Here is a 23,090-nt window from a genome sequence, read left to right as displayed (position 1 = left end):
GAGGAAGTGGATAATGATTAGTAACGGGATGAATGGAGAGGTGCTGGCCGCTGCCGGTTCGGTGCTGTTGGCCTGCTTTTTCTTTTCGCTGATGTTTTTTTTGCCAAAAATTGCCGGGGCAGATCTAGGCTGGCAGCAAGTTGCCTTCATTCGATTTGCCAGTGCTTTTATATGCATATGTCTATTTATCGCGGTTCGCCATAAACCCTCTCAGTGGCCGGGGGTGGTCGCCAGCAGGCAGCCCTTGAAGCATGTGATCCGGGCATGCTTTGGTGTCGGTGCTGTGGGCTGTATTGTCTATGCGGCGGGCCATATGCATTTTGCTGATGTCATGACCATCAGTTTTACCAAGGGCGGTTTCCTGCTGCTTTTCAGTGCAATTTTCCTGAAGGAAGCCGTTGGTTTGAAACGCTGTTTGGCCATTGCTCTTAGTTTTCTGGGCGCGATTTGTGTCATTTTTGCGCAAGGCCAATCCATCAGCCCGGCCATCTTCACCGGCCCGGCGGGCATTGCCCTGATGGCAGCAGCCTTTATCGCAGCGGAGATAACTTACCTGAAACAGGCGAGTTCCGGGGACCGGTTGATGCCGATGCTGTTCATCGTGAATGGAACGGGCACGGCGTTGTCCGCACTGTTATGTCTTCTGTCGGATCAGGGAATGCCTTGGACCGGTTGGGTGCCGTTGCTTTTGCTGATGGGTCCGCTGGCCTTTGTCGGCCAGAGCTTGAATTTCCTGGCACACTGCAAAGCGGATGCAACCTTTTTGGCACCCTTTGCCTATGTGACGATATTATATTCTGCCGTGCTCGGCTGGATATTCTTTGGAGAGGCGTTAACGGTCTGGGGATTCATAGGAGCCGGTTTTTTGGTTGCCAGCGGTCTTGTTGTGACAAGAACACCAGCGAACACAATTGTCGGCGCCCAAAGAGTGGATTTGTCCGTTGGGCAGCGGCGTCATTCCGGGTGAGATCAGGCGGAAAATGGCTGTAGGTCAGGGTTTCAGTGTGATTCAAGTGGATATCTCATAGCATTTTGTGTATCATCACTCAGCCCTCTAAACGTTGTTTGAAGGGTTAACGGCCGACTCTGTGGGGGGATGACCCCACCACATTGTGGGAGTATCATCCAGACAGAAGCATCCCAAATGCTTGGGGTGCTTCTGTTTGTTCGGGGTTGTTTTTCCTTGTAACGGGCCGGTATGGATCATGGCCGGGAATGGTGTTACGGCTATCTTGTACCATTTTTTGTTAGTATTCTGGGGCGTATCATCCTAAAAGACCCGGCGGAAAAGCCTTTGCGCCTGTAGGGGCGGGCGAACTCAGGATCCTGGGCCCCATCAATCGGTGTTCGTGGCCCGATGGTAGGCCGGAAGACAGAGGAATTTATGTTTACAGGGATTATCACCGATATCGGTACCGTTCGGTCAGTGGAAACCAAAGGGGACACGACCTATGTCATTGAAACCTCTTATGATATGGATTCAGTAGATATCGGTGCTTCGATTGCCTGTTCCGGTGTGTGCCTGACGGTGACTGAAAAAGGTACTGCCAGCAATGGCAAAGGCTGGTTCTCGACCGATGCATCTGAGGAAACCTTGAGCCTGACCACCGCCAGGAACTGGGAGGTTGGCACCCGCCTCAACCTGGAGAGGGCGCTGAAGCTTGGTGATGAGCTGGGTGGCCATATGGTCCTAGGGCATGTTGACGGCAAAGCCACAATTGTTGGCAGGGAACTGGAAGGCGACAGCATTCGTTTTCGGTTTCAGGTGCCGGAAAATCTGATGCAATATATCGCTGCAAAAGGATCGGTGGTCCTTAACGGTGTTTCTCTGACCATCAACGAGGTTGAGGGGGATGTCTTTGGTGTGAATATCATTCCGCATACGGCGTCCGAAACAACCTTTGGCGAGGTTTCCGCCGGTGATGAGGTGAATATTGAGGTGGATGCGTTGGCGCGCTATGTCGCCCGCCTGATGGATCATAGGCTGAACTCATGAGTGATGATTGTAAATCGAAGCGAAGCGAGCAGGAGAAGGCCGTGCTGTCCCCGATTGAAGATATTATCAATGATGCCCGCAATGGCCGGATGTTCATTCTGGTGGATGATGAAGACCGGGAGAATGAGGGGGATCTAGTGATCCCGGCCCAGATGGCGACGCCGGAAGCCATCAATTTCATGGCCAAATACGGTCGTGGCCTAATCTGTCTTTCCATGACGCCGGAGCGCTGCGATCAACTGGGGCTTCATCTGATGCCGCAAACCAATTCCAGTCGCTTTGGAACCGCCTTCACCGTGTCCATTGAAGCTCGGGAAGGGGTGACGACCGGCATTTCTGCCCCGGATAGGGCGCGCACCATTGCCACGGCCATTGATCCGGGTTCGACCGGTGCTGATATTGCGACACCTGGGCATGTATTTCCACTGGTGGCGCGTGAAGGGGGCGTTCTCGTCCGCGCCGGTCATACGGAAGCGGCTGTGGATATCGCCAGGCTTGCCGGCCTGAACCCATCAGGCGTGATTTGCGAGATCATGAATGATGATGGCGAGATGGCCCGGTTGCCTGATCTGGTTGAATTTGCCGGAGAGCACGGGCTCAAGGTTGGTGCAATCGCAGATCTGATTGCCTATCGGCGCCGCCACGACCATATGGTTAAGCGGACCGAAGAGGTTCCCTTTACCTCTGAGTTTGGCGGTGATTTCAAGCTGAATGTCTATGTCAACGAGCTTAGCTATGCCGAACATGTTGTGCTGGTGAAAGGGGATATCTCCCATGGCGGGCCGGTGTTGGTGCGTATGCATGCCTCCAATATTCTGGATGACATGCTGGGTGATACGGAATCAGGTAAGGCCGGCGAACTAAGGAAATCGATGGAAATCATCGGGGACGAAGGGCGCGGCGTGATTGTTCTTATCCGGGAACCGCATCCCAAAGCCTTGTCGGCGAGGGTGCATCAAAAACTGGATCGCCCGTCCAGTCACACGGCCAGCCAACAGCTGCGTGACTATGGCGTTGGTGCTCAGATCCTATTGGATTTGGGGATCACTGAAATGGAACTGCTGTCCAATACGGACAAGACCATTATCGGTCTGGAAGGCTATGGTCTGACAGTTGTCGGCCGCCGTCCGATCGGAGAATAATCCTGTATGGCGCTGGCGGAATTGAGTATGCTTTGCGCGCTCGACCAAATAACTGACTGAGTAAAAGAGAACAAAATGGCAGACAAGAAGCCTCATATCATGATCGTCGAAGCCCGCTTCTATGACGATATTGCCGACGAAATGGCCACAGGTGCCATTGAGGCATTGGAAGCGGCTGGTGCGACTTATGAACGATTTGAAGTTGCGGGTGCGTTTGAACTCCCCTCTGCGATCTCCTATGCGATCATTCAGCAGGAACTGAACGATGAGCACAAGTTCGATGGCTATATCGCGCTGGGGTGTGTCATCCGCGGGGAAACATCGCACTATGACTATGTCTGCGGCGAAAGCGCCCGCGGATTGATGGATCTTTCCATTCAGCATGGCCTGTCCCTGGCCAATGGCGTGTTGACGGTGGAAAACCGGGATCAGGCCTGGGCGCGTGCCAGCCGTGAGCAGAAGAATAAGGGCGGTGAAGTCGCGCGCGCTTGTCTTGGTATGATTGACCTGAAAACCCAGTTCGGGCTGTTCCCACGATGAGTAGCAAGGGTAAACGGCGCCGCGCGGCCCGCCTGGCGGCGGTTCAGGCGCTTTATGACATGTCTTTGACCGATCATTCGGTCAATGCTGTCGTTGCGGAATTCGCCAAGCGCGGTGCGACAGCGGAGCTGGAGGGGCAGGAAATAGCTGCTGACAGTGCGCTCTTCACCGATATTGTGCGTGGCGTGGTCGAGCGCCAGGACGATCTGGATGCCATGATCAACAGTGCCATGACCGGAGAGCGCAATATCAACAATATGGAAATTTTGATGCGCTGCATCCTGAGGGCCGGCGCCTATGAGCTGGTGGCCCGGGGTGATATTGATCCGCCTTTGACCATCAGTGAGTATCTGACGGTTGTGACCTCATTCTTTGGAGGGGGTGAAGGCGGTTTTGTCAATGGTGTCCTGGACCGTCTGGCGAAAACGCTTCGTTCCGACAATCTGGAAGATTGATGGCCTGGGATGGCGCGAGGAGGCCTGATGACAGATAAGACATCGGGTGGCAGTCATCCCGAAAAGTGCGCGTCCCTAGGAGAGTTCGGGCGAATAAGAGAGTTTCTCGCGCCGCTGACTCTGGGGCACCCCGACAGTTTGAACCTGCGGGATGATGCCGCTTTGCTGACGGTGCCGGAAGGGGATGATCTTGTTGTTACCACCGACACGATTGTCCGTCATGTTCATTTTTTGGCAAAAGATGGACCGGGTGACATCGCCTCCAAACTGATGCGGGTAAACCTATCAGACCTCGCGGCCAAGGGGGCGGCTCCACTTGGCTATTCCCTGTCATTGGCTTTACCGGTGAGCGTTGATGATGGCTGGGTCCGGGCCTTTGCCGAGCGATTGGCAGAAGAACAGGCGACCTTCGGTATCCGCCTGATTGGCGGGGATAGCGTGCGCACCGAGGGGCCGGAAGTTCTGACCATCAATGCCTATGGCTTAATACCCAAGGGACAGATGATGCGCCGTGATGGTGCCAAGGCCGGAGATCTTGTGTACGTGACCGGGACCATTGGTGATGGTGCGTTGGGGCTGATGGCGGCGCGCGGCGATTTCATCGGGCTTCCGGGGGCTGCGGAACTTGTGCGGCGTTACCAAATCCCGGAACCCCGTCTGGCGTTAGGTGAAGGCGTCCGTGGGCTTGTAAACGGGGCTATGGATGTTTCCGACGGGCTTGTGGGGGATTTGGCGGCTATGGCCGGTACCTCTGGTCTGGGGGCAGTGCTTCACAGTCATCTCATTCCGCTGTCTGACCCCGCTTCCGAACTGTTGGCTGGTGATCCGGACCTGATGATCTCGGTGTTGACGGGGGGTGATGATTATGAACTGTTATTGACCGTGGCAGCAGAGAATAAGGCGGCGTTTGAACGCAAGGCCGAGGCCACGGGAATTCCCGTTACAGCCATAGGCGAGATAACGGCCGCTTATACATCAGGCATGGTGGCGGTTTTGGATGCTGATGGAAACAGGGTTAATTTAGACAATCTCAAATACACACATATCTGACTGGGTTAGTAAGTAGGTTTCGGGTCTCGAGATGAAAAAACTGATTATCATTATGCTCATCTTGATTCTTCTGCTGGGAGGCGGAGGAGGCGGTGCCTATTATTATCTCTATGTGATGAATGCGCCGGAAGAGAATGTGGTTGAAGAAGCGCCACTGCCGCCCCCGCCGGAATTCGAAGAGATGGATTCCATCTCCATACCGGTGATTCGGAATGGGCGGGTGATGAAGTTTGTTTTGCTGAAAACCGCGCTGGAATTGGTTGATTCTGATGCGCGGGAAAAAGTTGAACGCTATCGTCCGCGGCTGAAGGATGCCTATCTCCGGGAATTGCATGACTATTTCAGCACTGTGCCGGTGGACAAGCCGATTAATGTCCGTGCAGTAACAGCCCGGCTGATGCGCGCGAGCCGCCATGTTTTGGGACGAGGCGTGGTAACGGACATCCTGATACAGGGTGTCTATGAAAAGAAGAATTTCTAGGAAAAACCGGGCGACGACGCGCTTATCTGAAGCGACCGAAATTGCCCAGCATCTGTTCCAGAACCGTCAGACTGTGGCCGGCGGTTGGTGTTTCGCGTTCCTGCAGGGCGATTCTGCGCAGGTCTTCTTCGGTGTAGCGCTGCATATTCTGCAAGACGGATCTGTCGTCGAAATAGAGGACAAGAACCTGCTGTTCGAGAACTTCGGGTTCAAAGAAGGCCCATTGTTCGGTGCGGCGGCTCATATAATACCAGATCTGGGCGTCAAAGGTGCCGACTGTCGAAGGCGATCCAAGGATCTGCTGGATATCAGATTTTGTTGAACTGCCAACCGCCACCTGTTCCATTTGGAAAGGCGTCGGCATATTGCCGCGCTGTTCAACCTTTGGCGAACAGGCGGACGTCATCATGGTGATGGCAATCGCCGACAGACCGAATCGGGTGGTCTTGCTGAATTTGCCCAGAATTGTTTTCATCGCCATGAACCGCACCAATTTACTTTTCAAAAAGCAGAGCAATTGTTACATCCTGCTGCGGATGCTTGCCGCGCGCAAATTTACACTGCTGCGCGGCGCTGTCAACGAAACCATGATATTCTGATTCGCCGTTTCCTAGCCGATACTGTGCGGACGGTCTGTTGAAGGACGGATTATGTTGAACTGGGCCAAAAACTTGCTGCTGCGCAGGCCGGAAAACGAGCTTGCCGGGAAACTGTATCAGGACGTGGTTGAACAGGCCCGACAGGTTGCCTTTTATAGGGATTATGGGGTTGCAGACAGCGTGGACGGCCGTTTTGACATGATAGCGATCCATCTTTTTTTACTGTTGGAGCGCTTGCGTGAGGAAAAAACCATCCGGCCGGTGACGCAGGCCCTGGTCAATCTTGTAATCTCCGATATGGACAGCAGTCTGCGCGAAATGGGGGCCAGTGACATGAGTGTCGGGAAGAAGGTGCAGAAGATGGCACGGGCGCTCTACGGTCGGATCGAGGCTTACCAAACGGCTTATGAAGAAAATGACGATTCAATGCTGGCCGATGCGGTTTTGCGCAATGTCTATCGCCGCGAAGAAGGTGACAGGGCGGGGGCGGAAGCGATCAGCTCCTACATGAAGGCCCAGAGCCGTCATCTGAGCCAGCTGCCTTTAGATGGATTTGCCAAGGGCGAGATCGGTTACACGAAAGAAGGTTTGAGCCAATGAAGAATGAGCAGGCCGAAAACGGCAGAGAATTCAGCCATGTGATCACGGCAGCTGATTTGCCCCGTGAAGGGCGTCATTTCAAATTTGATCTGGATGAGGAGATCCGTGCGGCTCTGGCCCGGCGTTTTGGCTTGAAATCCCTGGATGGCATGAAGGCGCATCTGCATGCCAAGCCGCTGGTCGATGGCACGATTGTCCGTGTTGAAGGCGAGATTCAGGCGAATTTGGTGCAAACTTGCATTGTTACCCTGGATCCGGTGCCCGAAAGCGTGGATGAGGATTTCTACGCGGAGTTCTCTACCGATGATATAGAGGAAGAGGAAATCCAGCATAACCTTGAAGAAGCTGATCCGCGGGAGCCGATGGAGGATGGAACCATCGACCTTGGCGAGTTGGTCGCCCAGCAGCTGGGGTTGATGATGGAGCCATACCCGCGTGCGAAGGGGGCTGATATTGGTGCTATGCAGGCGGGTGCGGCGGAAAAAGGCCGCGAATTTGACGTGAATGGCGGGCGTAGTAACCCGTTTTCAGTACTGGCACAATTGAAGGATGGCAAAAAAAAGTAGGCTTTTCCGATATAGTGACTTGCGATTGGCAGTCTTTTTCGTTATGAAACTGCCGCACTTGGCGGTTTTACAGTTTTGTGAAACCCCGAAGAGATTTGTTTTTCAAAGATAGACCGGATTTAGAACAATGGCTGTTCCTAAGAGAAAGGTGAGCCCGTCTCGCCGCAATATGCGCCGCGCTCACGACTCCTTGCAGAGCACGGCACACAACGAGTGCTCCAACTGTGGTGAGCTGAAGCGCCCGCATCATGTTTGTGCTTCTTGCGGCCAGTATGATGGCCGTGATGTGGTAGAGGCTTCTGCTTAATCGTTTGAGCTCTCGACCAAGAAGGCACACGTGACAAAACCACTGGTCATTTCCCTGGACGGCATGGGTGGCGATAACGCCCCGGAAATTGTTGTTGAGGGGGCGGCGCTGGCCCGGGCGAAACTGCCCCAGGCCAGCTTTCTGCTTTATGGCGATCAGAATCGGCTGAAGCCGCTGGTCGATGCACAACCCTTGCTCAAGGGCTGTGTGGATATCAGGCATACGGATCAGGCGGTTGCTGCGACCGATAAGCCCTCTGTTGCATTGCGGACAGGTCGCAAATCCAGCATGCGTCTGGCAATTGATGCCGTGCGCAATGGTGAGGCGGATGGTGTGGTTTCGGCCGGTAATACCGGTGCATTGATGGCTATGGCCATGTTTGGCCTTCGGACATTGCCGGGCATTGACCGCCCGGCAATTGTTTCCACTTTCCCAACCCTGAACGGGGCCAGCTGTATGCTGGATCTCGGGGCGAATGTGGAATGTGATGCCGATAATCTGGTTCAATTTGCGGTTATGGGCGAGGTTTTTGCCCGAACGGTGATGGGAATCCAGAACCCGACAGTTGCGCTGTTGAATGTCGGAACCGAAGAACTTAAAGGCAAGGACGAGGTTAAGCTCGCGGCGACCATGCTGCGTGACACGGACCTGCCGATTGTGTTCAAGGGCTTTGTCGAAGGCGATGATATCGGCAAAGGCACTGTCGATGTGATCGTTACGGATGGTTATACCGGCAATATTGCCCTAAAAACCGCCGAGGGCACCGCTGCCCTGATCACTGGCTTCCTCAAAGATGCGTTTTCCAGCAGCATTTTCGCAAAATTGGGTTATCTTCTGGCAGCCAAAGCCATGGGCCGGCTGCGTAAACGAGTCGATCCACGGCATTATAATGGGGCCGTATTCGTTGGGCTGAATGGCATTGCTGTCAAAAGTCATGGCGGTACGGATGCCTATGGCTTTTCCAACGCCATTGGCGTCGCGGCTGAAATGGCGGCCAATAATTTCATAGCGCGCATGCGAGATGATTTTGAACAATTGAAGGTTGGTGCGGTCGAAAACGGACATGAAAAGTCTGTCGAGGTCTCTTCGAACCAATAAAGATATAACGGCGGGCAGGATATGATTCGATCCATTCTTACGGGCGTTGGCGCCTATCTTCCAGAGAAAGTGCTGACCAACGATGATCTTTCCAAGATTGTCGATACCTCGGATGAATGGATCCGCCAGCGTACCGGGATTGAACGCCGACATGTGGCCGGCGAAGGCGAGCTGACCTGTGATCTGGCGGCAAATGCTGCACGGGCGGCCATGAAAATGGCCGGTGTGGATGCCCGTGAAATTGACCTTTTGATCCTGGCGACAACAACTCCGGACAATACTTTTCCGGCGACGGCAGCCCGCGTCCAAGCCAAACTTGGCGTGCATCAGGGGCCCGCTTTTGACATCCAGGCGGTGTGCAGCGGCTTTATATTTGCGTTGACCCAGGCGGATAACATGATCCGTCTTGGCCAGGCGAAAAAAGCACTGGTGATCGGCGCTGAGATTTACAGCCGTATCCTGGATTGGGAAGACCGCGGTACCTGTGTGCTTTTTGGCGATGGTGCCGGCGCTGTTGTGCTGCAGGCGGCTGAAGGGGATGGAACCTCTGCCGATCGTGGTGTCTTGGCGACTGAAACCGGCACAGACGGCAGCCATTATGATGCCCTTTACGTGGATGGCGGGGTCGCGACAACCGGCCACGCGGGTCATGTGCGCATGGCCGGTCAGGAAGTTTTCCGTCATGCGGTTTCCCGGATGAGCCAGTCTGTGGAAAATGTCATTGCCAGGACGGGGCTTGCCAAAGCGGACCTGAACTGGCTGATCCCGCATCAGGCCAATGCACGCATTATCGCCAAGGTCGGTGATAAGTTGGGCGTTCCCCAGGACAATGTGATCGTGACTGTGCAGGAACATGCCAATACCTCAGCTGCAACCATTCCGTTGGCGCTGACCCATGGTGTGGCGACCCAGTCGTTCAAGCCGGGTGATTTGATTGCCCTGACAGCGATGGGGGGCGGCTTTACCTGGGGGGCGGCATTGCTGCGTTGGTAAGCAATAATTGGCTTGATTGGTTGCCTAATTCATTGACGACCATCGTCCCAAAGAGTACCATTTTATTGAACTCAACCAATTAAATCAGGAACTTCGGGGAGGTCGTGATGTCTGGTAAGACCGTAACGCGCGCTGAATTGGCCGAATCCGTTTATCAGGAAGTCGGGCTTTCCAGAAATGAATCTGCGGATCTTGTTGAAGCGGTGCTGGCGGAAATGTCCAATGCCTTGGTGCAAGGGGAAACCGTGAAATTGTCCTCTTTCGGCAGTTTCTCAGTCCGTCAAAAGGGCCAGCGGATTGGCCGCAATCCTAAGACCGGTGAAGAAGTTCCGATCTTGCCGCGCAAAGTGCTGGTTTTCCGGCCGAGCCATGTCTTGAAAGACCGTATCAATAACGGCGGCTAGTACCAATAATACGTAAAGTAAGGGGTTTGACCCAATGAATGCTGAGGGATCGGCGGGTAAGCGTGGCGCAAAATCCGCCAGCGCTTTCCGGACCATTTCTGAGGTTTCCAAGAGCCTGGATGTGCCGCAGCATGTGTTGCGCTTCTGGGAATCCAAGTTCAACCAGGTGAAGCCGCTGAAGCGGGCGGGCGGGCGTCGCTATTATCGCCCGGAAGATATGCTGTTGCTGCAACGGATCCGTGATCTGTTGTATGCGGAAGGCTATACCATCAAGGGTGTTCAAAAACTTTTGCGTGAAAAGGGCGTGAAAGTGGTGTTGACGGGCGAGAGCACACCTATGACTGTGTCGGCGGCCCCGGCAAAGGCTACTCCGGCTATTGCTGGTGAAGATGGCCAGCATGACTTGGTTGACGCGATCGCGGCGGTTGGTGGCCATACCGGTGGGGAAAAGGGAATGACCACCGTGGAACGCATGGAATTGCGCTCCATTTATGATGAACTTTCCAGTATTCATGGTCTTTTACGCGAACGGCTGGACGCGTAAAAAATCTTTAACTCTGCTCTTGCCAGAGGCCGGGCGTGACGCTATGTTCCGCTCCGCCCAATGAGGGACATGATCGGGGTGTAGCGCAGCCTGGTAGCGCGTTCGTCTGGGGGACGAGAGGTCGCTGGTTCGAACCCAGCCATCCCGACCAATTAAGGCAGGCATCCGGTGAAAACCAGATGCCTGCTTTTTATTTTGCGCAAGAGCCATTGGAAGAAAGCAAACCGATGCAAAAGAAAAACCCGTTGAAATTGAACAAACTTCAACTCCGGACCCTGGCATTGGCACAGGTGCTGGCGCGTGATCCGGCCGGCGCCATCACCGATGCGGAAACGGGCGAGGTGACTTTGACCAGGCTGCCTCACGCCCATGGTAACCATGTGCATGTCGGTGCATTTGTTGTGTCTTCCAAGGATGCCAGCGGTTTTGACAATCCAGCAGTCTGGGTCGCTTTGAAGCGCAAGGGCTTGGTCCGGGAGGAAGCCCGCCCGGGCGGCCAGGTGACCTTGATGCCCCAGGGACTTGAATATGACACTGGTCTTGGCGACAAGTTTCTCGAACCCTCCGATCACTGAGATTGCTGTGCAGGTTCATGAATAGCCGAAATAAAGAGCTAAAATTAAGACTGGGTTAACTCCTCTTTAGGAGAGTATTAACGGCTGACTGTTAGACTGTCCCCATGACGACCTGAAAGGGAATTTAGGGGGCAGTTAAGATGGATATTGATGCCAACAGGACAGCAGCCATGCTGATTGATCAGTACCGTGACAAAGCTTGGTTTTTTGCGTCCAAACGCGCCGACCAGTCCTGGCGCGACAATGATCCGGAAGCGGCGGCGGTCTGGCTGAGAGTGCTTGACCGGATCGGATATTTGCAAAGCGCCACCTACCAGGAATACAGATCGCTTGATAGCGGCATCTGGCAGTGAAACCGGAATGTCTTTTCCGGGACAGTAGACCGGCTTAGTTAAGCCGGTCTAGCATGTGATAACACAATTCTTCTTCTTCCCAGACTATATCATGCACGGGCTCAAATTTACGCCGGTGATCCTGGATAGCCAGGATGGCGTCCAGCGCATTATCCTCTGAATGTCCAAGAGGGTCACAATAGTGGTACTTCACCTGAAATTCGTTTTTCATTGTTTGCATCCCAATAAGCCAACTTTCTCGGGATAAGCACAAGCAATATACAGGCCAGGCGTGTATTATTCGTTCCATTTCAATAAGATTGCGTCGATTGCTGTTTTTCCACCCTGGATGGAAACGGTGACTCCCTCGGCGTGAAATTTCCGCTCTTCGATGTGCAATCCTGCCTGTCCACAATCTCTTTCGAATGCGGATAGCTGAGAAAAATCCAGGGAAACCTCGCCACAGGACTGCTTTTGCCAGACCGAGAGGTCAGCCTCTTCGATAACAGTGGCCGTGGCTAGGGCATAGGCTCGGGCAAGTCCGCCGGTGCCAAGCTTTGTACCGCCGAAATAGCGGATAATGATCACGCCGACATTGATCAGGTCATTGCCTTGAAGAACCTTGAGGGCAGGGGGGCCAGAGGTGCCTGACGGCTCGCCATCATCTCGACTGCCCTCAACCACCTGATCATGCTCATTGAGATGGCGGAACGCAGTGACATGGTGGTTTGCTTTGGGATGGGCTTCTCTGAGCGCTTCCAATCGTTTTTTGAATTGGGCGAAAGGCACTAGATGGGCGATGAAGCGGGAGCGCTTTATCTCTACCTCGGCGCCATGTTCTTCTTGAACGGTTTTCATGGGCTAGGCTTAGCCAACTGCCAGTGGGCTGGCAATCCAAAATCACGGTGAAAGGTTACAGCTACCTAAGATGCCCATTCGGGGTAGGTCTCTGATTATTCAGGAAAAGTTGAGTATATCCTATGCTGCACCCGCGAAAGAATTAACTGTTCCTATCGTGTGAAAATAAAGTTACAATTGAGCATAAAAATAAGAAATCTTGGAAATAGAACAGGAATTGAGGGAGGCCCCATGGGCAATACAATTGTAAATGCAGGTCGAGATTACGAATCTTATCATGTGGTTGATCCCGGTGCGATCGGCCGTTGGCTGAGTGCGGGCTGGGCGGATTACAAGAAGGCATCCGGAATCAGCATTTTTTATGGATTGATTTTCACAGTTGCCGGGTTTGCGGCGACATTCGGACTATATTTAGCGGATCTTCTACCACTGATCTTACCGCTTGCCGGGGCTTTGATGCTGCTGGGTCCGCTCATGGCGATCGGTATGTATGATACGGCACGCCGTTTTGAAAACGGTCAGGAAGCATCGCTTGGAAGTGCATTGGATGCATGGAAAACCTGTCCGAACCGTCTTGCCATTACGGGCATCTATCTGATGCTGTTTTATGTGGCCTTGTCCTGGTTCAGCTTCATCCTTTTTATTGGCGTCATGGGACAATCGAATATCTCGGTTGAGAATCTTTATTCCCAGATTTTGACAACGGAAGCCGGGCAAACATTCCTGTTCCTTGAAGCCTTGCTTGGCATTTTCATCTGCGGTGTTGCCTTCATGACCACCGTGGTGGCAGTGCCGATGTTTCTGGATAAGGGCACAGATGCCTTCATGGCGATCAAAACCAGTATTCGGGTTTGCATGGATAACAAGGCGACCATGGCGGCCTGGGCTTTGACCATCGTCATCCTGATGGGGATTGCGATCGGTACCGCATTCATCGGATTGATTATCGTCATGCCGCTGCTGGGATATGCGTCCTGGCATGCTTATCGGGAATTGGTTCCGCATTGACGGAGGGGCATCATCGCGTTTGCCGCGATGTGATGCAGAAACCGGCGGCCATTGGCCGCCGGTTTTTCATTAGGCAGAGGCTCGGGTCGCCAGGCGTTTTTCATAGCTTTGTCCGGCAAGGCTGATGGCAAGGGCCACCGTCACGGACAATGTCATCGCATAAATCAGCGGATCAGGGCCGCCGGTCAGGGCCATCAGTTTGGCAACAAGGGCACTTGCCAGAGCTCCGCCGCCAATCTGGAGAAAGCCAGACAGGCCCGCTGCTGCGCCAATGCGGTTCAAATCGGCGCTCACGGCACCGGCCGTGCCACTGGGCAAGCTTAAACCGTTGCCAAATGCCACAATGGCCATGCCGGTGAACAGGGTTATCGGTGTGAGGGTGCCGGTCAACAGGCAGGCCAGCAGATGCAGGCCGCCGCTGAAGGCCGACAATGTACCAAAAAGCACCAGCCTGGACGGTCCCCAGCTTTCGGATTTTCGGCCGGTGATGAAATTGCCCGCCATATAGAAGAAACCGGCAACAGCGAAATACAGACCAAAGGTTGTTGGGCTTTCCCCCATATCCTGCATGGCTTTCGGTGCGCCTGCCACAAAGGCAAAAAACGCTGCGGAGGAAAAGGCCGTCTGGAAGGCGTTATGGGTGAAGCGCGGATTGACAATAAGGGAACCAAAACCAGAAAACATCTGGAACAGGCCCGTCATGGGTTGCAGGTTGAAATGGGTTTCATGCAGCCATTTTACCGACAGGGCAAAGGCAAATATTCCGTAAATGCCAGCCAGGATCATATTGGCCTGCCAGCCGGACCGGTCGGTCAAGAAACCGCCTAACGGTGTTGCGATCAACGGCACAACCACCATGATCATCACCATATAGGCCAGCATGGAAGCCGCTTTTTCTGTGCCATACATATCCCTGACCATGGTCCGGCCCATGACCAGGCCCGTACAGCCGCCCGCCGCCTGAATGATGCGTCCGAAGATTAGGAATTCGATGCTGGTGGCCATGTAGCAGAAAAGAGAACCCAGGATAAAGAGCAACATGCCGATGAGAACGATGGGGCGCCGGCCGAAACGGTCCGACAGGGAGCCGACAAACAGCTGGGATACCCCCAGCGCCAACAGATACAATGTCAGGGTCAGTCCGGCGACCTCATAACTGGTCTGGAAATCGGTCTCGATGATCGGCATGGCCGGGTTCAAAATATTCATCGCCAGCGGCCCGGCGGCCGCGATGACGGTCAAAAAGAACAGGCGGGGCCTTTTCCGGACAGCCTCAGTCATTCCGGGCACTCCCCTGGTAACGCGACATTTTCTTCCCCCTGAAAACAAATAAATATCAGTGCGCGCAGCCAGCGCTTTTGCCGGCTGCCGCAACTGATTGTCTGGTTAGATGAATCTATATGTAAGCAGGATTAGGAAATAATCCAGAGCCTTGAAAGATTTACACCCTTATTCGCTCTATTTCAGAGCCTCTCGATGATCATGGCGATGCCCTGGCCGACACCAATGCACATGGTGCATAGGGCATAGCGTCCGTTTGAACGCTCCAATTGGTTCACAGCCGTGGTGATCAGGCGCGCGCCGCTCATGCCCAGCGGATGGCCGAGGGCGATGGCACCGCCATTGGGATTGATCCGGGGATCATCATCGGGCAGGCCCATCTGGCGAATGACAGCAAGTGCCTGTGCGGCAAAAGCCTCATTCAATTCAATGACATCCATCTGATCGAGGGACAGACCGGCCAGACCCAATGCTTTTTGGCTGGCGGGGACGGGGCCCATGCCCATCAAGCGCGGCTCAACCCCGGCAGTCGCACAGGCAAGCACCCTGGCGCGCGGGGTCAGACCGTTCACCTGGGCGGCTTTACCGTTTGCCAGTAATATTGAACAAGCCCCATCATTGACCCCGGAAGAGGTTCCGGCGGTCACAGTGCCATTCTCCCGGAACGGCGCTTTTAGTGCTTTGAGCTTTTCCAGGCTGGTTCCCGGCCGGGGATGCTCGTCAGTGGTCATCTGAATCGGGTCGCCTTTTCGTTGGGGAATGGAAACCGGGACGATTTCGGCTTCGAAGATACCGGCATTCTGGGCGGCGCCGGTTTTTTGCTGGCTGTTAAAGGCAAACAGGTCCTGGTCTTCACGGCTGATCCCGTATGTCTCGGCGACATTTTCCGCCGTTTCCGGCATGGAATCCGTGCCATAGGCTTTCTCCATGACCGGATTGATGAAACGCCAGCCAATAGTGCTGTCAAATATTCGGGCGTCTCTTGAAAAGGCACTGTCGGCCTTTGGCATCACCAGGGGGGCGCGGGACATGCTCTCCGCGCCGCCTGCAATCATTAGGCCCGCCTCACCGCATTTCAGGCTTCGTGCGGCAAGAGCGACCGCATCCATGCCCGAACCGCACAGGCGGTTTACGGTGGTGCCTGGCACGGTAACCGGCAGGCCTGCCAGCAAAGATGCCATACGGGCAAGGTTCCGGTTGTCTTCACCGGCCTGGTTGGCGCATCCCAAAATCACGTCATCAACACCTTCCCAGTCAAGCCGGGGGCTGCGTTCCATTAGGGCGCGGATAGGCTGGGCAGCCAGGTCGTCGGTGCGAACAGCGGATAATGTGCCGCCATAGCGACCGATTGGGGTTCGGATGGCATCAATGATAAAAGCGTCCGACATTGCTTTCTGTTTCCTTTTCTCATCCCTGGTTAAAGGCGGGACGGTGAGACCCTTGTCTTAATTCAATTATTCGAGAAAACATCCGCCGCTAAGAACCTTTCGGCGAAGGAAGGGGGAGGGACGATAGCGGTCTTCACCGAAATGGCCTTCCAAGGCCTGGAGGACGGTAAGAATCCGTGAAAGGCCGACCTGTTCGGCATAAGCCAGCGGGCCGACAGGGTAATTCACGCCCAATGTCATGGCCGTATCAACAGATTTAGCGTCTGCCACACCGTGAGAAACGGTCTCCGCCGCCTCACTGGCGAGCATGGCTACGGTCCTCATGACCACAAGTCCCGGAGAATCATCAACGGCCATTGGGCGCAGCCCGACGGTTTCCAGGAAACCAGCCGCCAACCGGAAGGCCTGCTCACTGGTCTGATCGGCTTTGGCGAGGCAGAGGGCTTCCGCACTGCCATAATCAAGCGCCAGGTCAAAAAGCACCAGATTGTTGATGCCCTCTTCAACGGATCGTTGGGTGGCCGTTCGGCCATCAGTGAGGGCGAGGGTAAAATGATCGCAGCGGATTTCTCCGTTACCATCTTCCCATCGGGCATCAATGCTGCTTTCCGCCAAGCGAGCGGCCAGTTTCCCGGTGTTTTCCAAGGCACCGCATACCTGAACCATGGAGGGGGCGGGCAATGTCTCCATAAAGGACGGAACGGGTGGTTCCGCGCCATGGTTATAGATTCCCTGGCCGGTCTTGCGGCCAAGATGCCCAGCCTGCACCAGTTCCTTCTGTTGGAGAGATGGCCGGTAGCGGGGATCCTGGTAACAGGCATCATAAACGCTGTTGGTGACCGCAAAATTGATGTCATGACCGATCAGGTCCATCAAGGCAAATGGGCCCATGCGGAATCCGCCTGCCTTGGAAACGGCATGGTCGATTGTCACCGCATCGGTCACATTTTCTTCCAACATGCGCCAGCTTTCTGCATAAAACGGTCTGGCCACCCGGTTGACGATGAAACCAGGGGTCGATTTGGCAAAAACAGCTGATTTGCCCCAGGCCTGCGCGGTGGCGAAGACCTTGTCGGCAAACTCTTTTCCTGTGGCCAGCCCTGTCACCACCTCAACCAGTTTCATCACTTGCGCCGGATTAAAGAAATGCATGCCCACCAGCCGTGCCGGGCTTTCCAACACCGATGCGATTGCCGTCACCGAAAGCGAAGACGTGTTTGTGGCCAAAATGGTGTTGTCCGCGCAAATTGCCTCCAATTGCCGGAAAAGCTCTTGCTTGATTGCGAGATCCTCAACGATGGCTTCGATAACAAGGCCCGAATCGGCGAGTTGGGCCAGACGGTCCACCGGATGGATCCGGCTCAGGATATCTGTTTTTTGCGCAGCCGTAAATTTGCCGCGTGAGACCTGCTTTTCCAGGCCGGGGCTGAGCAATTCAATCGCCTTGGCTGCTGCTCCCTCCCGGGTGTCAAAGAGAAATACCTTGTGTCCGGCTGTTGCTGCGACTTGTGCGATACCGCTTCCCATGGCACCGGCACCCACAATGGCAATGGCCGTTTCTTTGGATATTGGCTGCATCAGTCAGAGCCCCTTGAACGTCGGTTGCCGTTTTTCCATGAAGGCATGGACGCCTTCTTTCATGTCTTCTGTGTCAAAGAGAGCGGCGAATAATTCCCGCTCGAATAAAAGCGCCTCTTGCATCGGCCGTTCATAAGCCTGCAAGACGGCCTTCTTGGCGGCCATTGTCGCCAGGGGGGATTTGGCGGCGATGCGAGATGCCAATTCCCGTGCGGTTTCCAGGCATGTTTCAGGCGGGGTGATTGTGGATACAAGCCCAACTTCTCTGGCCTCGGCGGCCTTGATCATGGTGCCGCCAAGGACCATTTCCATTGCTTTTGATTTGCCAACTGCGTGAAGGAGCCGCTGGGTGCCGCCGGCACCCGGTATGATCCCCAGATTGATTTCCGGTTGTCCGAAAAGAGCATTTTCACCGGCAATAATGACATCGGCATGCATGGCCAGTTCATTGCCGCCACCCAAACAATAGCCATTCACAGCGGCGATCATTGGTTTGGTGAATTCCCGGATAACAGCCCAATAGGTTGGCCGGACATCATCGCGGATGGTGGTCGCATCATGGGCGGCCAGTTCCTTGATGTCGGCGCCGGCGGCAAACACCTTGTCTCCGCCGGTCAGGATTACACATCGGATATCCGGATCAGCCTGTGCGTCTGTAAAGGCTCGGCTCAATTCTGCCAAAAGGTTGGTATTTAGCGCATTCCGTGCCTCTGGCCTATGGAGGGTGATTTCCAAGACATGGTCCGCGGTATATGAGATCTGAATGTCCCGATATCCAGACGATTTGTCGGACATGGTGCTCTTTCCTATTGTCGTTCTGATTTATTTCAAGCTTAAAACATTTTTCAGCTTTCGCCAGTTTTTTCTTTTCCTTATCCCTCCGCTGCAGGCATGATCCGCCCTTTCTAAGAGCCATGAGACAGGCAAACGGGTATGGTTCGTGAGCGATGCAGGTGGCACCGAAAGAATGCGTCTGATGGGTAAAAAAACTAGGGATGGTAAAACAGATATGGCCGAGCTGTTAATTCTGGTGGGAACCGAATCCGGAAACGCGGAAATGGTCGCGGAAAAGCTAAGAGATGATCTGGGCTTGGTCGGTTATCAGGTTGAAATAAAAACAGATTTCAGTGATGTTGAAAGGGTGTTTGTTGATCGGGAATTGGTTTTGGTCTGCTGTGCGACCCGTGGCAGCGGTGACCTGCCGGACAATATTCTGCCGCTGAAAATGCATCTGGATGCAGTGCCGCAATATCTTGGCCATATCCGCTATGGGGTGATTGCCTTGGGGGACCAATCTTATGACGAAACCTTTTGCGGCGGCGGCAAATTATTGGATGAAACCCTGGCAGATTTGGGGGCAACCCGGATCGGGGAGCGGCTGGAAATCGACGCTTGCAGCGAACAGGCACCAGACGAGGTTGCACTGGCCTGGTGCCGGGATTGGGTGACGCAGCTATAATCTATAATATGACTATCTGGCCAGGGGGGCGCCTAAGAGGTGACTGTTTGATATCCCTCGCCGCCGAAACGAGTGGCGACGTATCCGATGATCAAACCCAGAACGGCCCCCTCCAGGACGAACCAGAAAGGCGATTGCAGAGCTGAGCCTTCCGGAAAGTATGATGCCAAAATCCTTTGCAAGAGATCATAGGTGATGAGGGTGAGCACCAGATTGAGCCAGGCACCGATGGCCGGGGCACGCAACCACCAGGGCATTGGAATACGCAAAACGGGATGATGATCAAAGATCCCCATGATTCCGATGATGGCACCAAAGGTTATATACCAGAAAAAGAATCCCCATTTTAGCATCAGGCTGTTTTCCTGGCCAAGGTCGGGGAGCAGAAAAAAGGCACCCGCACCAAAGGCAGCGCCAATCAACTTCCCGATGATGATTCTTGTGACAATTTTTGGATGGTCGGTCATGGCTATGACCTCCTTCTGATGAATTGCTAATCATATTCCTACCTTATCCTAATCCTGTGACGGGTGTGTTTCCTCGATCGGAATCAATCGGTGATATGCCCGCGAAATTTGTCTTTCCGCGATTAAATTGGACGGTATATTCGGGACCTATTGACGCACCAAATATGGGTGCAAGGGTATGAAGGCACAGTGTTTCTCCCGATTTTCGCCTGACGGGGAAACGTGGCTATCAAGCAAGCTTGGCAAAAAATACAGCCGGGTATTTGCACAAAATCTGATCTGCGCTATTGTCCCACTTGGCTGAAGATACGGGGAAATCACATTTTCTCCACAATCTCTTCTTAAGCTAAAGAACAAAAGGCTGTCCGCTAGGGATGCCGCAAAACGAACTGGTTTTTTGACAAAAGACGTTGGGAGTTTCTCCATATGAAGAACAAGACAGTAATGCTTCTCGCGGGTGCAGCCCTGGCTTTGACAGCTGGCATTTCCGGTGCCCAGGCGGCAGGTGATGCCGCCAAAGGCGAAAAGGTCTTTAAAAAATGTAAGGCCTGCCACACCCTGGAAGCGGGCGACAAACATAAAACCGGTCCGAACCTGCACGGCATGTTTACCCGTCCGGCGGGCAAGGCTGATGGTTACAAATATACCGACGGCCTGGCCGAAGCGGATTTCAACTGGGATGATGAAAGCCTGGATAAATGGCTGGCCAATCCGAAGAAATTCATCAAAAAGACCAAAATGGTTCTGAAGCTCAAAAAAGAAGATGATCGCGCCAATGTGATTGCCTATCTCAAGGAAGCGACCAAATAAGCATCGCTTTAGCTTGAAGAACATTTTGAAGGCCCGCCGAAAGTTCCGGCGGGCCTTTTGCTTTTCTGGTATGATAGGAGCATGAGCAAGGGGGAATTTCTTTGTGCATTCCTGCCTTCCGCTGTCTTCTGGGGCGCGGGGGGATGGCTGATTGCAAGCCCAGGATTACAGTTCCTATTTGAAACCAATGTCGCACCGGTTGTGGACTGGGCGCTGGCCCATCAGGCGGGTTCGCTGGCCTTTTTATTTCTTTTTGTTTCGCTCGGCAGTCTGGCGGATCATATGCTGTTGCGGGATGGCGCGGGAAAGCAGCCGTTGCTGGCCCTCATTCTTTCTTTGATCGTTGTGGGGTTTCTGGCCCTGGGGTTTGGCGTCTATCTAACTGGAACCTATTTCACCCCCGGACATGAGAGTTTCTTTATCACTATGATCATCTTTACGGTCAAAGGCGCGTTGATCTGGTTCTGGGCCTATAGCCGCTTTTGAGGCGGGATCCGAGTTTCTCAGATCCTTCTATCAATGCTGGGCGGATGGCCGTAGCGCTCGCGGTAGCATCTGGAAAAATGGGCCGAAGATGTGAAACCGCAGCTGATCGCCACTTCCAACACCGACATTTCTGTCTGCTGGAGCAGGGACCTTGCCCGCTCCAGGCGTAGCCGACGGTAGTAACCGCCCGGCGTGGATTTGAGGGATTTCTGAAAAGCCCGTTCCAGTTCGCGCAGGGAGATATTAAGCATGGAGGATATGTCACTGGTGCGAAGCGGGTCCTCCAGATGGCTTTCCATCAGTTCCACTGCTTTGACCACATAGCGGTTATTGGTGGCCAGGCGCTGACTGAGATTCATCCGCTGCGGTGCATCGCCCTCGCGGATACGGTTATGGACAAAGGTATCGGCGACGGCCACCGCTAGATCCTTGCCATGTTGCGCCCGGATCAGCTGCAATGTCACGTCCATGCTTGAAGTACCGCCGGATGATGTTACCCGGTCCCGGTCAATGACGAAGAGATCCGGTACCAAATTCACATGGGGGAATGATTCGGAAAAGCTTTCCTGATGCATCCAGTGGATTGTGGCACTGTACCCATCCAGCAGGCCCGCACAGGCCAAAATGTGGCTGCCTGTATCCATGGCGCCGATGACCGCACCGTGGGAGGCCTGCTTCCTCAACCAGCTCAAGACCGGCTTGGTGGCCACATCTTCGGGCGCGAAACTAGTGCAGACATGGATGATGGATGTCTTTTCAACCTCATCAATGGAACGGTCGGTGACGGCCTGCATGCCATTGCTGGCCATCACCGGCTGGCCGTCTGCCGATAATAGCTCCCATTCATAGAGCGTTTCCCCGGCGAGCCAATTGGCGATCCGCAAGGGTTCGGAGGCCGAAGCAAAGGCCATCAGCGAAAAACGGTGCAGCAGCAAAAACGAAAGATGCTGCGGCCCGGTGGTGGGTTTGTCACCAAACATCATTATTCATCCTGATCCAGAACGGCGGAAAATATCAAGGGGAAGTCGAAATCGGTCAAATTGAAAATTCAACGGCGCTTAGAGTCGGAGACAGCGAAACAATCAAGTTCGCATCCATGAAATAAGCGAGCGCAAAGAAAGTTCTTTGGATAAGGAGAGCGGTTATGAATTTTGAAGTTGCAATCACCTGTGCAGTCACCGGGGCGGGCGATACCGTCGACAAACATCCGGCGATTCCCGTCACCCCGAAACAGATTGCAGAGGCCGCCATCGAGGCCGCCAAGGCAGGGGCGACTGTTGCCCATTGCCATGTCCGCGATCCGGAAACCGGCAAAGGCAGTCGGGATGTGGCCCTTTATCGGGAAGTGGTGGAGCGCATCCGCGAAGCCGACACCGATGTCATCATCAACCTGACCGCCGGCATGGGCGGGGATCTGGAAATCGGGCCTGGTGAAAACCCGATGGAATTTGGCCAGGACGGCACCGACTTGGTTGGCCCGCTGGAGCGTCTGGCCCATATCGAGGAACTGCTGCCTGAGATTTGCACCGTCGATTGCGGTTCGCTCAATTTTGGCGACGGCAACAGCATCTATGTCTCCACCCCCGACATGATGCGCACCGGGCTGAAACGGATCCAGGAACTGGGCGTGAAGCCGGAACTGGAAATTTTTGATACCGGCAACCTTTGGTTTGCCAATGTGGTCAATCAGGAAGGCCTGCTGGACAGCCCGCCGCTGTTCCAGCTCTGCACCGGCATTCCCTATGGCGCGCCAGCGGATGTCGCGACCTTGATGGCCATGGTCAATCAGGTGCCGGCCGGGGCCAACTGGTCCGCCTTTGCCATTGGCCGCATGCAGCTGCCATTCGTTGCCCAGGCGGCTTTGCTTGGCGGGAACTGCCGCGTTGGACTGGAAGACAACCTGTATCTGGAAAAAGGCGTTTATGCCTCCAACGGGTCCCTGGTGGAACGGGCGCGGGAAATCCTGGAGCGCATGGGGGCCAAGATCATGACCCCGGAACGCTGTCGTGAGAAATGGCAGCTGACCAAGCGCGGCTAAGACCGGGCAAGGTAAGTTTTTGAAAACACAATTGA

29 protein-coding genes and 1 tRNA gene are annotated in these 23,090 nt (G+C 54.3%); 22 read left to right on the top strand and 8 right to left on the bottom strand.

The genetic code is table 11. From position 1 onward, the window contains the following. Window positions 1–13 precede the first annotated feature (13 nt). From DFP90_RS00820 to DFP90_RS00790, 7 genes are all read left to right on the top strand, one after another. Window positions 14–967, top strand: a complete 954-nt coding sequence (locus DFP90_RS00820; protein ID WP_115934528.1) for a DMT family transporter — start codon at window positions 14–16, stop codon at window positions 965–967. 417 nt (window positions 968–1,384) lie between these two features. After that, window positions 1,385–1,996, top strand: a complete 612-nt coding sequence (locus DFP90_RS00815; protein ID WP_115935460.1) for a riboflavin synthase — start codon at window positions 1,385–1,387, stop codon at window positions 1,994–1,996. Next, complete coding sequence (gene ribB / locus DFP90_RS00810; protein ID WP_115934527.1) at window positions 1,993–3,138, top strand: 3,4-dihydroxy-2-butanone-4-phosphate synthase; 1,146 nt, start codon at window positions 1,993–1,995, stop codon at window positions 3,136–3,138. The genes DFP90_RS00815 and ribB overlap by 4 nt, the downstream gene beginning before the upstream one ends. Before the next feature lie 75 nt (window positions 3,139–3,213). Further along, window positions 3,214–3,678 (top strand): 6,7-dimethyl-8-ribityllumazine synthase, encoded by a 465-nt coding sequence (locus tag DFP90_RS00805; RefSeq protein ID WP_115934526.1) that lies wholly within the window; start codon window positions 3,214–3,216, stop codon window positions 3,676–3,678. Continuing rightward, window positions 3,675–4,133: a transcription antitermination factor NusB gene (gene nusB / locus DFP90_RS00800; protein WP_115934525.1), complete on the top strand. Its 459-nt coding sequence runs from the start codon at window positions 3,675–3,677 to the stop codon at window positions 4,131–4,133. The genes DFP90_RS00805 and nusB overlap by 4 nt, the downstream gene beginning before the upstream one ends. A gap of 27 nt (window positions 4,134–4,160) precedes the next feature. Beyond that, on the top strand, window positions 4,161–5,183 hold the full coding sequence (gene thiL, locus DFP90_RS00795; protein ID WP_115934524.1) for a thiamine-phosphate kinase: 1,023 nt from the start codon (window positions 4,161–4,163) through the stop codon (window positions 5,181–5,183). Between the two features lie 31 nt (window positions 5,184–5,214). Then, on the top strand, window positions 5,215–5,664 hold the full coding sequence (locus DFP90_RS00790; RefSeq protein WP_115934523.1) for a hypothetical protein: 450 nt from the start codon (window positions 5,215–5,217) through the stop codon (window positions 5,662–5,664). Between the two features lie 22 nt (window positions 5,665–5,686). Here the strand turns inward: DFP90_RS00790 and DFP90_RS00785 are convergent, their stop codons facing one another. Then, window positions 5,687–6,145: an outer membrane protein assembly factor BamE gene (locus tag DFP90_RS00785; RefSeq protein WP_147300896.1), complete on the bottom strand. Its 459-nt coding sequence runs from the start codon at window positions 6,143–6,145 to the stop codon at window positions 5,687–5,689. Window positions 6,146–6,314: 169 nt separating this feature from the next. On the opposite strand from DFP90_RS00785, the gene DFP90_RS00780 reads away from it, so the two are divergent. From DFP90_RS00780 to DFP90_RS00735, 10 genes are all read left to right on the top strand, one after another. Further along, window positions 6,315–6,863 carry a ubiquinol-cytochrome C chaperone family protein gene (locus DFP90_RS00780; RefSeq protein ID WP_115934521.1) on the top strand — a complete coding sequence of 183 codons (549 nt, stop codon included), beginning with the start codon at window positions 6,315–6,317 and terminating at the stop codon, window positions 6,861–6,863. Beyond that, window positions 6,860–7,429 (top strand): YceD family protein, encoded by a 570-nt coding sequence (locus tag DFP90_RS00775; RefSeq protein ID WP_115934520.1) that lies wholly within the window; start codon window positions 6,860–6,862, stop codon window positions 7,427–7,429. The genes DFP90_RS00780 and DFP90_RS00775 overlap by 4 nt, the downstream gene beginning before the upstream one ends. A gap of 127 nt (window positions 7,430–7,556) precedes the next feature. After that, the gene (gene rpmF, locus DFP90_RS00770) at window positions 7,557–7,736 is read left to right on the top strand and encodes a 50S ribosomal protein L32 (protein ID WP_115934519.1); all 180 of its coding nucleotides are present in this window, start codon (window positions 7,557–7,559) and stop codon (window positions 7,734–7,736) included. Between the two features lie 30 nt (window positions 7,737–7,766). After that, complete coding sequence (gene plsX / locus DFP90_RS00765) at window positions 7,767–8,834, top strand: phosphate acyltransferase PlsX (RefSeq protein WP_115934518.1); 1,068 nt, start codon at window positions 7,767–7,769, stop codon at window positions 8,832–8,834. Window positions 8,835–8,855: 21 nt separating this feature from the next. Next, complete coding sequence (locus tag DFP90_RS00760) at window positions 8,856–9,827, top strand: beta-ketoacyl-ACP synthase III (RefSeq protein ID WP_115934517.1); 972 nt, start codon at window positions 8,856–8,858, stop codon at window positions 9,825–9,827. A gap of 107 nt (window positions 9,828–9,934) precedes the next feature. Then, window positions 9,935–10,231, top strand: a complete 297-nt coding sequence (locus DFP90_RS00755) for an integration host factor subunit alpha (protein ID WP_115934516.1) — start codon at window positions 9,935–9,937, stop codon at window positions 10,229–10,231. A 34-nt stretch (window positions 10,232–10,265) separates the two neighbouring features. Beyond that, window positions 10,266–10,775, top strand: coding sequence for a MerR family transcriptional regulator (locus DFP90_RS00750; RefSeq protein ID WP_115934515.1), 510 nt, complete (start codon window positions 10,266–10,268; stop codon window positions 10,773–10,775). Between the two features lie 74 nt (window positions 10,776–10,849). After that, window positions 10,850–10,926 (top strand) — tRNA-Pro (locus tag DFP90_RS00745). Window positions 10,927–10,954: 28 nt separating this feature from the next. After that, complete coding sequence (locus DFP90_RS00740) at window positions 10,955–11,350, top strand: hypothetical protein (protein ID WP_115934514.1); 396 nt, start codon at window positions 10,955–10,957, stop codon at window positions 11,348–11,350. 140 nt (window positions 11,351–11,490) lie between these two features. Next, window positions 11,491–11,703 carry a hypothetical protein gene (locus DFP90_RS00735; protein WP_115934513.1) on the top strand — a complete coding sequence of 71 codons (213 nt, stop codon included), beginning with the start codon at window positions 11,491–11,493 and terminating at the stop codon, window positions 11,701–11,703. A gap of 276 nt (window positions 11,704–11,979) precedes the next feature. Here the strand turns inward: DFP90_RS00735 and DFP90_RS00730 are convergent, their stop codons facing one another. Further along, window positions 11,980–12,540 carry an IMPACT family protein gene (locus tag DFP90_RS00730; protein WP_115934512.1) on the bottom strand — a complete coding sequence of 187 codons (561 nt, stop codon included), beginning with the start codon at window positions 12,538–12,540 and terminating at the stop codon, window positions 11,980–11,982. A gap of 231 nt (window positions 12,541–12,771) precedes the next feature. Between DFP90_RS00730 and DFP90_RS00725 the strand changes: the two genes are divergently transcribed. Next, the gene (locus tag DFP90_RS00725) at window positions 12,772–13,548 is read left to right on the top strand and encodes a DUF2189 domain-containing protein (RefSeq protein ID WP_115934511.1); all 777 of its coding nucleotides are present in this window, start codon (window positions 12,772–12,774) and stop codon (window positions 13,546–13,548) included. Window positions 13,549–13,617: 69 nt separating this feature from the next. Here the strand turns inward: DFP90_RS00725 and DFP90_RS00720 are convergent, their stop codons facing one another. From DFP90_RS00720 to DFP90_RS00705, 4 genes are all read right to left on the bottom strand, one after another. Then, complete coding sequence (locus DFP90_RS00720; RefSeq protein ID WP_115934510.1) at window positions 13,618–14,829, bottom strand: multidrug effflux MFS transporter; 1,212 nt, start codon at window positions 14,827–14,829, stop codon at window positions 13,618–13,620. Between the two features lie 182 nt (window positions 14,830–15,011). After that, window positions 15,012–16,217, bottom strand: a complete 1,206-nt coding sequence (gene pcaF / locus DFP90_RS00715) for a 3-oxoadipyl-CoA thiolase (RefSeq protein ID WP_115934509.1) — start codon at window positions 16,215–16,217, stop codon at window positions 15,012–15,014. A gap of 66 nt (window positions 16,218–16,283) precedes the next feature. Further along, window positions 16,284–17,795 (bottom strand): 3-hydroxyacyl-CoA dehydrogenase, encoded by a 1,512-nt coding sequence (locus DFP90_RS00710; RefSeq protein WP_115934508.1) that lies wholly within the window; start codon window positions 17,793–17,795, stop codon window positions 16,284–16,286. Between the two features lie 3 nt (window positions 17,796–17,798). Beyond that, a complete protein-coding gene (locus DFP90_RS00705) occupies window positions 17,799–18,590 on the bottom strand; it encodes an enoyl-CoA hydratase-related protein (RefSeq protein ID WP_115934507.1) in 792 nt (263 codons plus the stop codon). A gap of 181 nt (window positions 18,591–18,771) precedes the next feature. Here DFP90_RS00705 and DFP90_RS00700 point away from each other — a divergent pair, with 181 nt between their 5' ends. Further along, window positions 18,772–19,254 (top strand): flavodoxin domain-containing protein, encoded by a 483-nt coding sequence (locus DFP90_RS00700; protein ID WP_245956931.1) that lies wholly within the window; start codon window positions 18,772–18,774, stop codon window positions 19,252–19,254. A 32-nt stretch (window positions 19,255–19,286) separates the two neighbouring features. Here the strand turns inward: DFP90_RS00700 and DFP90_RS00695 are convergent, their stop codons facing one another. Further along, complete coding sequence (locus DFP90_RS00695) at window positions 19,287–19,721, bottom strand: hypothetical protein (protein WP_115934505.1); 435 nt, start codon at window positions 19,719–19,721, stop codon at window positions 19,287–19,289. Window positions 19,722–20,147: 426 nt separating this feature from the next. Here DFP90_RS00695 and DFP90_RS00690 point away from each other — a divergent pair, with 426 nt between their 5' ends. Together DFP90_RS00690 and DFP90_RS00685 are read left to right on the top strand one after the other, a co-directional pair. Next, complete coding sequence (locus DFP90_RS00690; protein WP_115934504.1) at window positions 20,148–20,531, top strand: c-type cytochrome; 384 nt, start codon at window positions 20,148–20,150, stop codon at window positions 20,529–20,531. A gap of 81 nt (window positions 20,532–20,612) precedes the next feature. Continuing rightward, the gene (locus DFP90_RS00685) at window positions 20,613–21,017 is read left to right on the top strand and encodes a hypothetical protein (protein WP_115934503.1); all 405 of its coding nucleotides are present in this window, start codon (window positions 20,613–20,615) and stop codon (window positions 21,015–21,017) included. 17 nt (window positions 21,018–21,034) lie between these two features. Here the strand turns inward: DFP90_RS00685 and DFP90_RS00680 are convergent, their stop codons facing one another. Next, complete coding sequence (locus DFP90_RS00680; protein WP_115934502.1) at window positions 21,035–22,000, bottom strand: GlxA family transcriptional regulator; 966 nt, start codon at window positions 21,998–22,000, stop codon at window positions 21,035–21,037. Between the two features lie 161 nt (window positions 22,001–22,161). On the opposite strand from DFP90_RS00680, the gene cdhC reads away from it, so the two are divergent. Further along, window positions 22,162–23,055 carry a 3-dehydrocarnitine:acetyl-CoA trimethylamine transferase CdhC gene (gene cdhC / locus DFP90_RS00675; RefSeq protein WP_115934501.1) on the top strand — a complete coding sequence of 298 codons (894 nt, stop codon included), beginning with the start codon at window positions 22,162–22,164 and terminating at the stop codon, window positions 23,053–23,055. The last annotated feature ends 35 nt before the right edge of the window (window positions 23,056–23,090 follow it).

It is taken from the genome of Aestuariispira insulae (genome assembly GCF_003385955.1).
Lineage (GTDB): Bacteria > Pseudomonadota > Alphaproteobacteria > UBA8366 > Aestuariispiraceae > Aestuariispira > Aestuariispira insulae.
Note: the sequence above shows the minus strand (reverse complement) of the source record. Positions and strands in the feature narration are given on the sequence as shown.

Excerpts from the sequence above, each read along its gene's own strand:
- DFP90_RS00820 (WP_115934528.1), top strand. The coding sequence starts at position 14 with ATGATTAGTAACGGGATGAATGGAGAGGTGCTGGCCGCTGCCGGTTCG.
- DFP90_RS00815 (WP_115935460.1), top strand. The coding sequence starts at position 1,385 with ATGTTTACAGGGATTATCACCGATATCGGTACCGTTCGGTCAGTGGAA.
- ribB (WP_115934527.1), top strand. The coding sequence starts at position 1,993 with ATGAGTGATGATTGTAAATCGAAGCGAAGCGAGCAGGAGAAGGCCGTG.
- DFP90_RS00805 (WP_115934526.1), top strand. The coding sequence starts at position 3,214 with ATGGCAGACAAGAAGCCTCATATCATGATCGTCGAAGCCCGCTTCTAT.
- nusB (WP_115934525.1), top strand. The coding sequence starts at position 3,675 with ATGAGTAGCAAGGGTAAACGGCGCCGCGCGGCCCGCCTGGCGGCGGTT.
- thiL (WP_115934524.1), top strand. The coding sequence starts at position 4,161 with ATGACAGATAAGACATCGGGTGGCAGTCATCCCGAAAAGTGCGCGTCC.
- DFP90_RS00790 (WP_115934523.1), top strand. The coding sequence starts at position 5,215 with ATGAAAAAACTGATTATCATTATGCTCATCTTGATTCTTCTGCTGGGA.
- DFP90_RS00785 (WP_147300896.1), bottom strand. The coding sequence starts at position 6,145 with ATGGCGATGAAAACAATTCTGGGCAAATTCAGCAAGACCACCCGATTC.
- DFP90_RS00780 (WP_115934521.1), top strand. The coding sequence starts at position 6,315 with ATGTTGAACTGGGCCAAAAACTTGCTGCTGCGCAGGCCGGAAAACGAG.
- DFP90_RS00775 (WP_115934520.1), top strand. The coding sequence starts at position 6,860 with ATGAAGAATGAGCAGGCCGAAAACGGCAGAGAATTCAGCCATGTGATC.
- rpmF (WP_115934519.1), top strand. The coding sequence starts at position 7,557 with ATGGCTGTTCCTAAGAGAAAGGTGAGCCCGTCTCGCCGCAATATGCGC.
- DFP90_RS00760 (WP_115934517.1), top strand. The coding sequence starts at position 8,856 with ATGATTCGATCCATTCTTACGGGCGTTGGCGCCTATCTTCCAGAGAAA.
- DFP90_RS00755 (WP_115934516.1), top strand. The coding sequence starts at position 9,935 with ATGTCTGGTAAGACCGTAACGCGCGCTGAATTGGCCGAATCCGTTTAT.
- DFP90_RS00750 (WP_115934515.1), top strand. The coding sequence starts at position 10,266 with ATGAATGCTGAGGGATCGGCGGGTAAGCGTGGCGCAAAATCCGCCAGC.
- DFP90_RS00740 (WP_115934514.1), top strand. The coding sequence starts at position 10,955 with ATGCCTGCTTTTTATTTTGCGCAAGAGCCATTGGAAGAAAGCAAACCG.
- DFP90_RS00735 (WP_115934513.1), top strand. The coding sequence starts at position 11,491 with ATGGATATTGATGCCAACAGGACAGCAGCCATGCTGATTGATCAGTAC.
- DFP90_RS00730 (WP_115934512.1), bottom strand. The coding sequence starts at position 12,540 with ATGAAAACCGTTCAAGAAGAACATGGCGCCGAGGTAGAGATAAAGCGC.
- DFP90_RS00725 (WP_115934511.1), top strand. The coding sequence starts at position 12,772 with ATGGGCAATACAATTGTAAATGCAGGTCGAGATTACGAATCTTATCAT.
- DFP90_RS00720 (WP_115934510.1), bottom strand. The coding sequence starts at position 14,829 with ATGACTGAGGCTGTCCGGAAAAGGCCCCGCCTGTTCTTTTTGACCGTC.
- pcaF (WP_115934509.1), bottom strand. The coding sequence starts at position 16,217 with ATGTCGGACGCTTTTATCATTGATGCCATCCGAACCCCAATCGGTCGC.
- DFP90_RS00710 (WP_115934508.1), bottom strand. The coding sequence starts at position 17,795 with ATGCAGCCAATATCCAAAGAAACGGCCATTGCCATTGTGGGTGCCGGT.
- DFP90_RS00705 (WP_115934507.1), bottom strand. The coding sequence starts at position 18,590 with ATGTCCGACAAATCGTCTGGATATCGGGACATTCAGATCTCATATACC.
- DFP90_RS00700 (WP_245956931.1), top strand. The coding sequence starts at position 18,772 with ATGGGTAAAAAAACTAGGGATGGTAAAACAGATATGGCCGAGCTGTTA.
- DFP90_RS00695 (WP_115934505.1), bottom strand. The coding sequence starts at position 19,721 with ATGACCGACCATCCAAAAATTGTCACAAGAATCATCATCGGGAAGTTG.
- DFP90_RS00690 (WP_115934504.1), top strand. The coding sequence starts at position 20,148 with ATGAAGAACAAGACAGTAATGCTTCTCGCGGGTGCAGCCCTGGCTTTG.
- DFP90_RS00685 (WP_115934503.1), top strand. The coding sequence starts at position 20,613 with ATGAGCAAGGGGGAATTTCTTTGTGCATTCCTGCCTTCCGCTGTCTTC.
- DFP90_RS00680 (WP_115934502.1), bottom strand. The coding sequence starts at position 22,000 with ATGATGTTTGGTGACAAACCCACCACCGGGCCGCAGCATCTTTCGTTT.
- cdhC (WP_115934501.1), top strand. The coding sequence starts at position 22,162 with ATGAATTTTGAAGTTGCAATCACCTGTGCAGTCACCGGGGCGGGCGAT.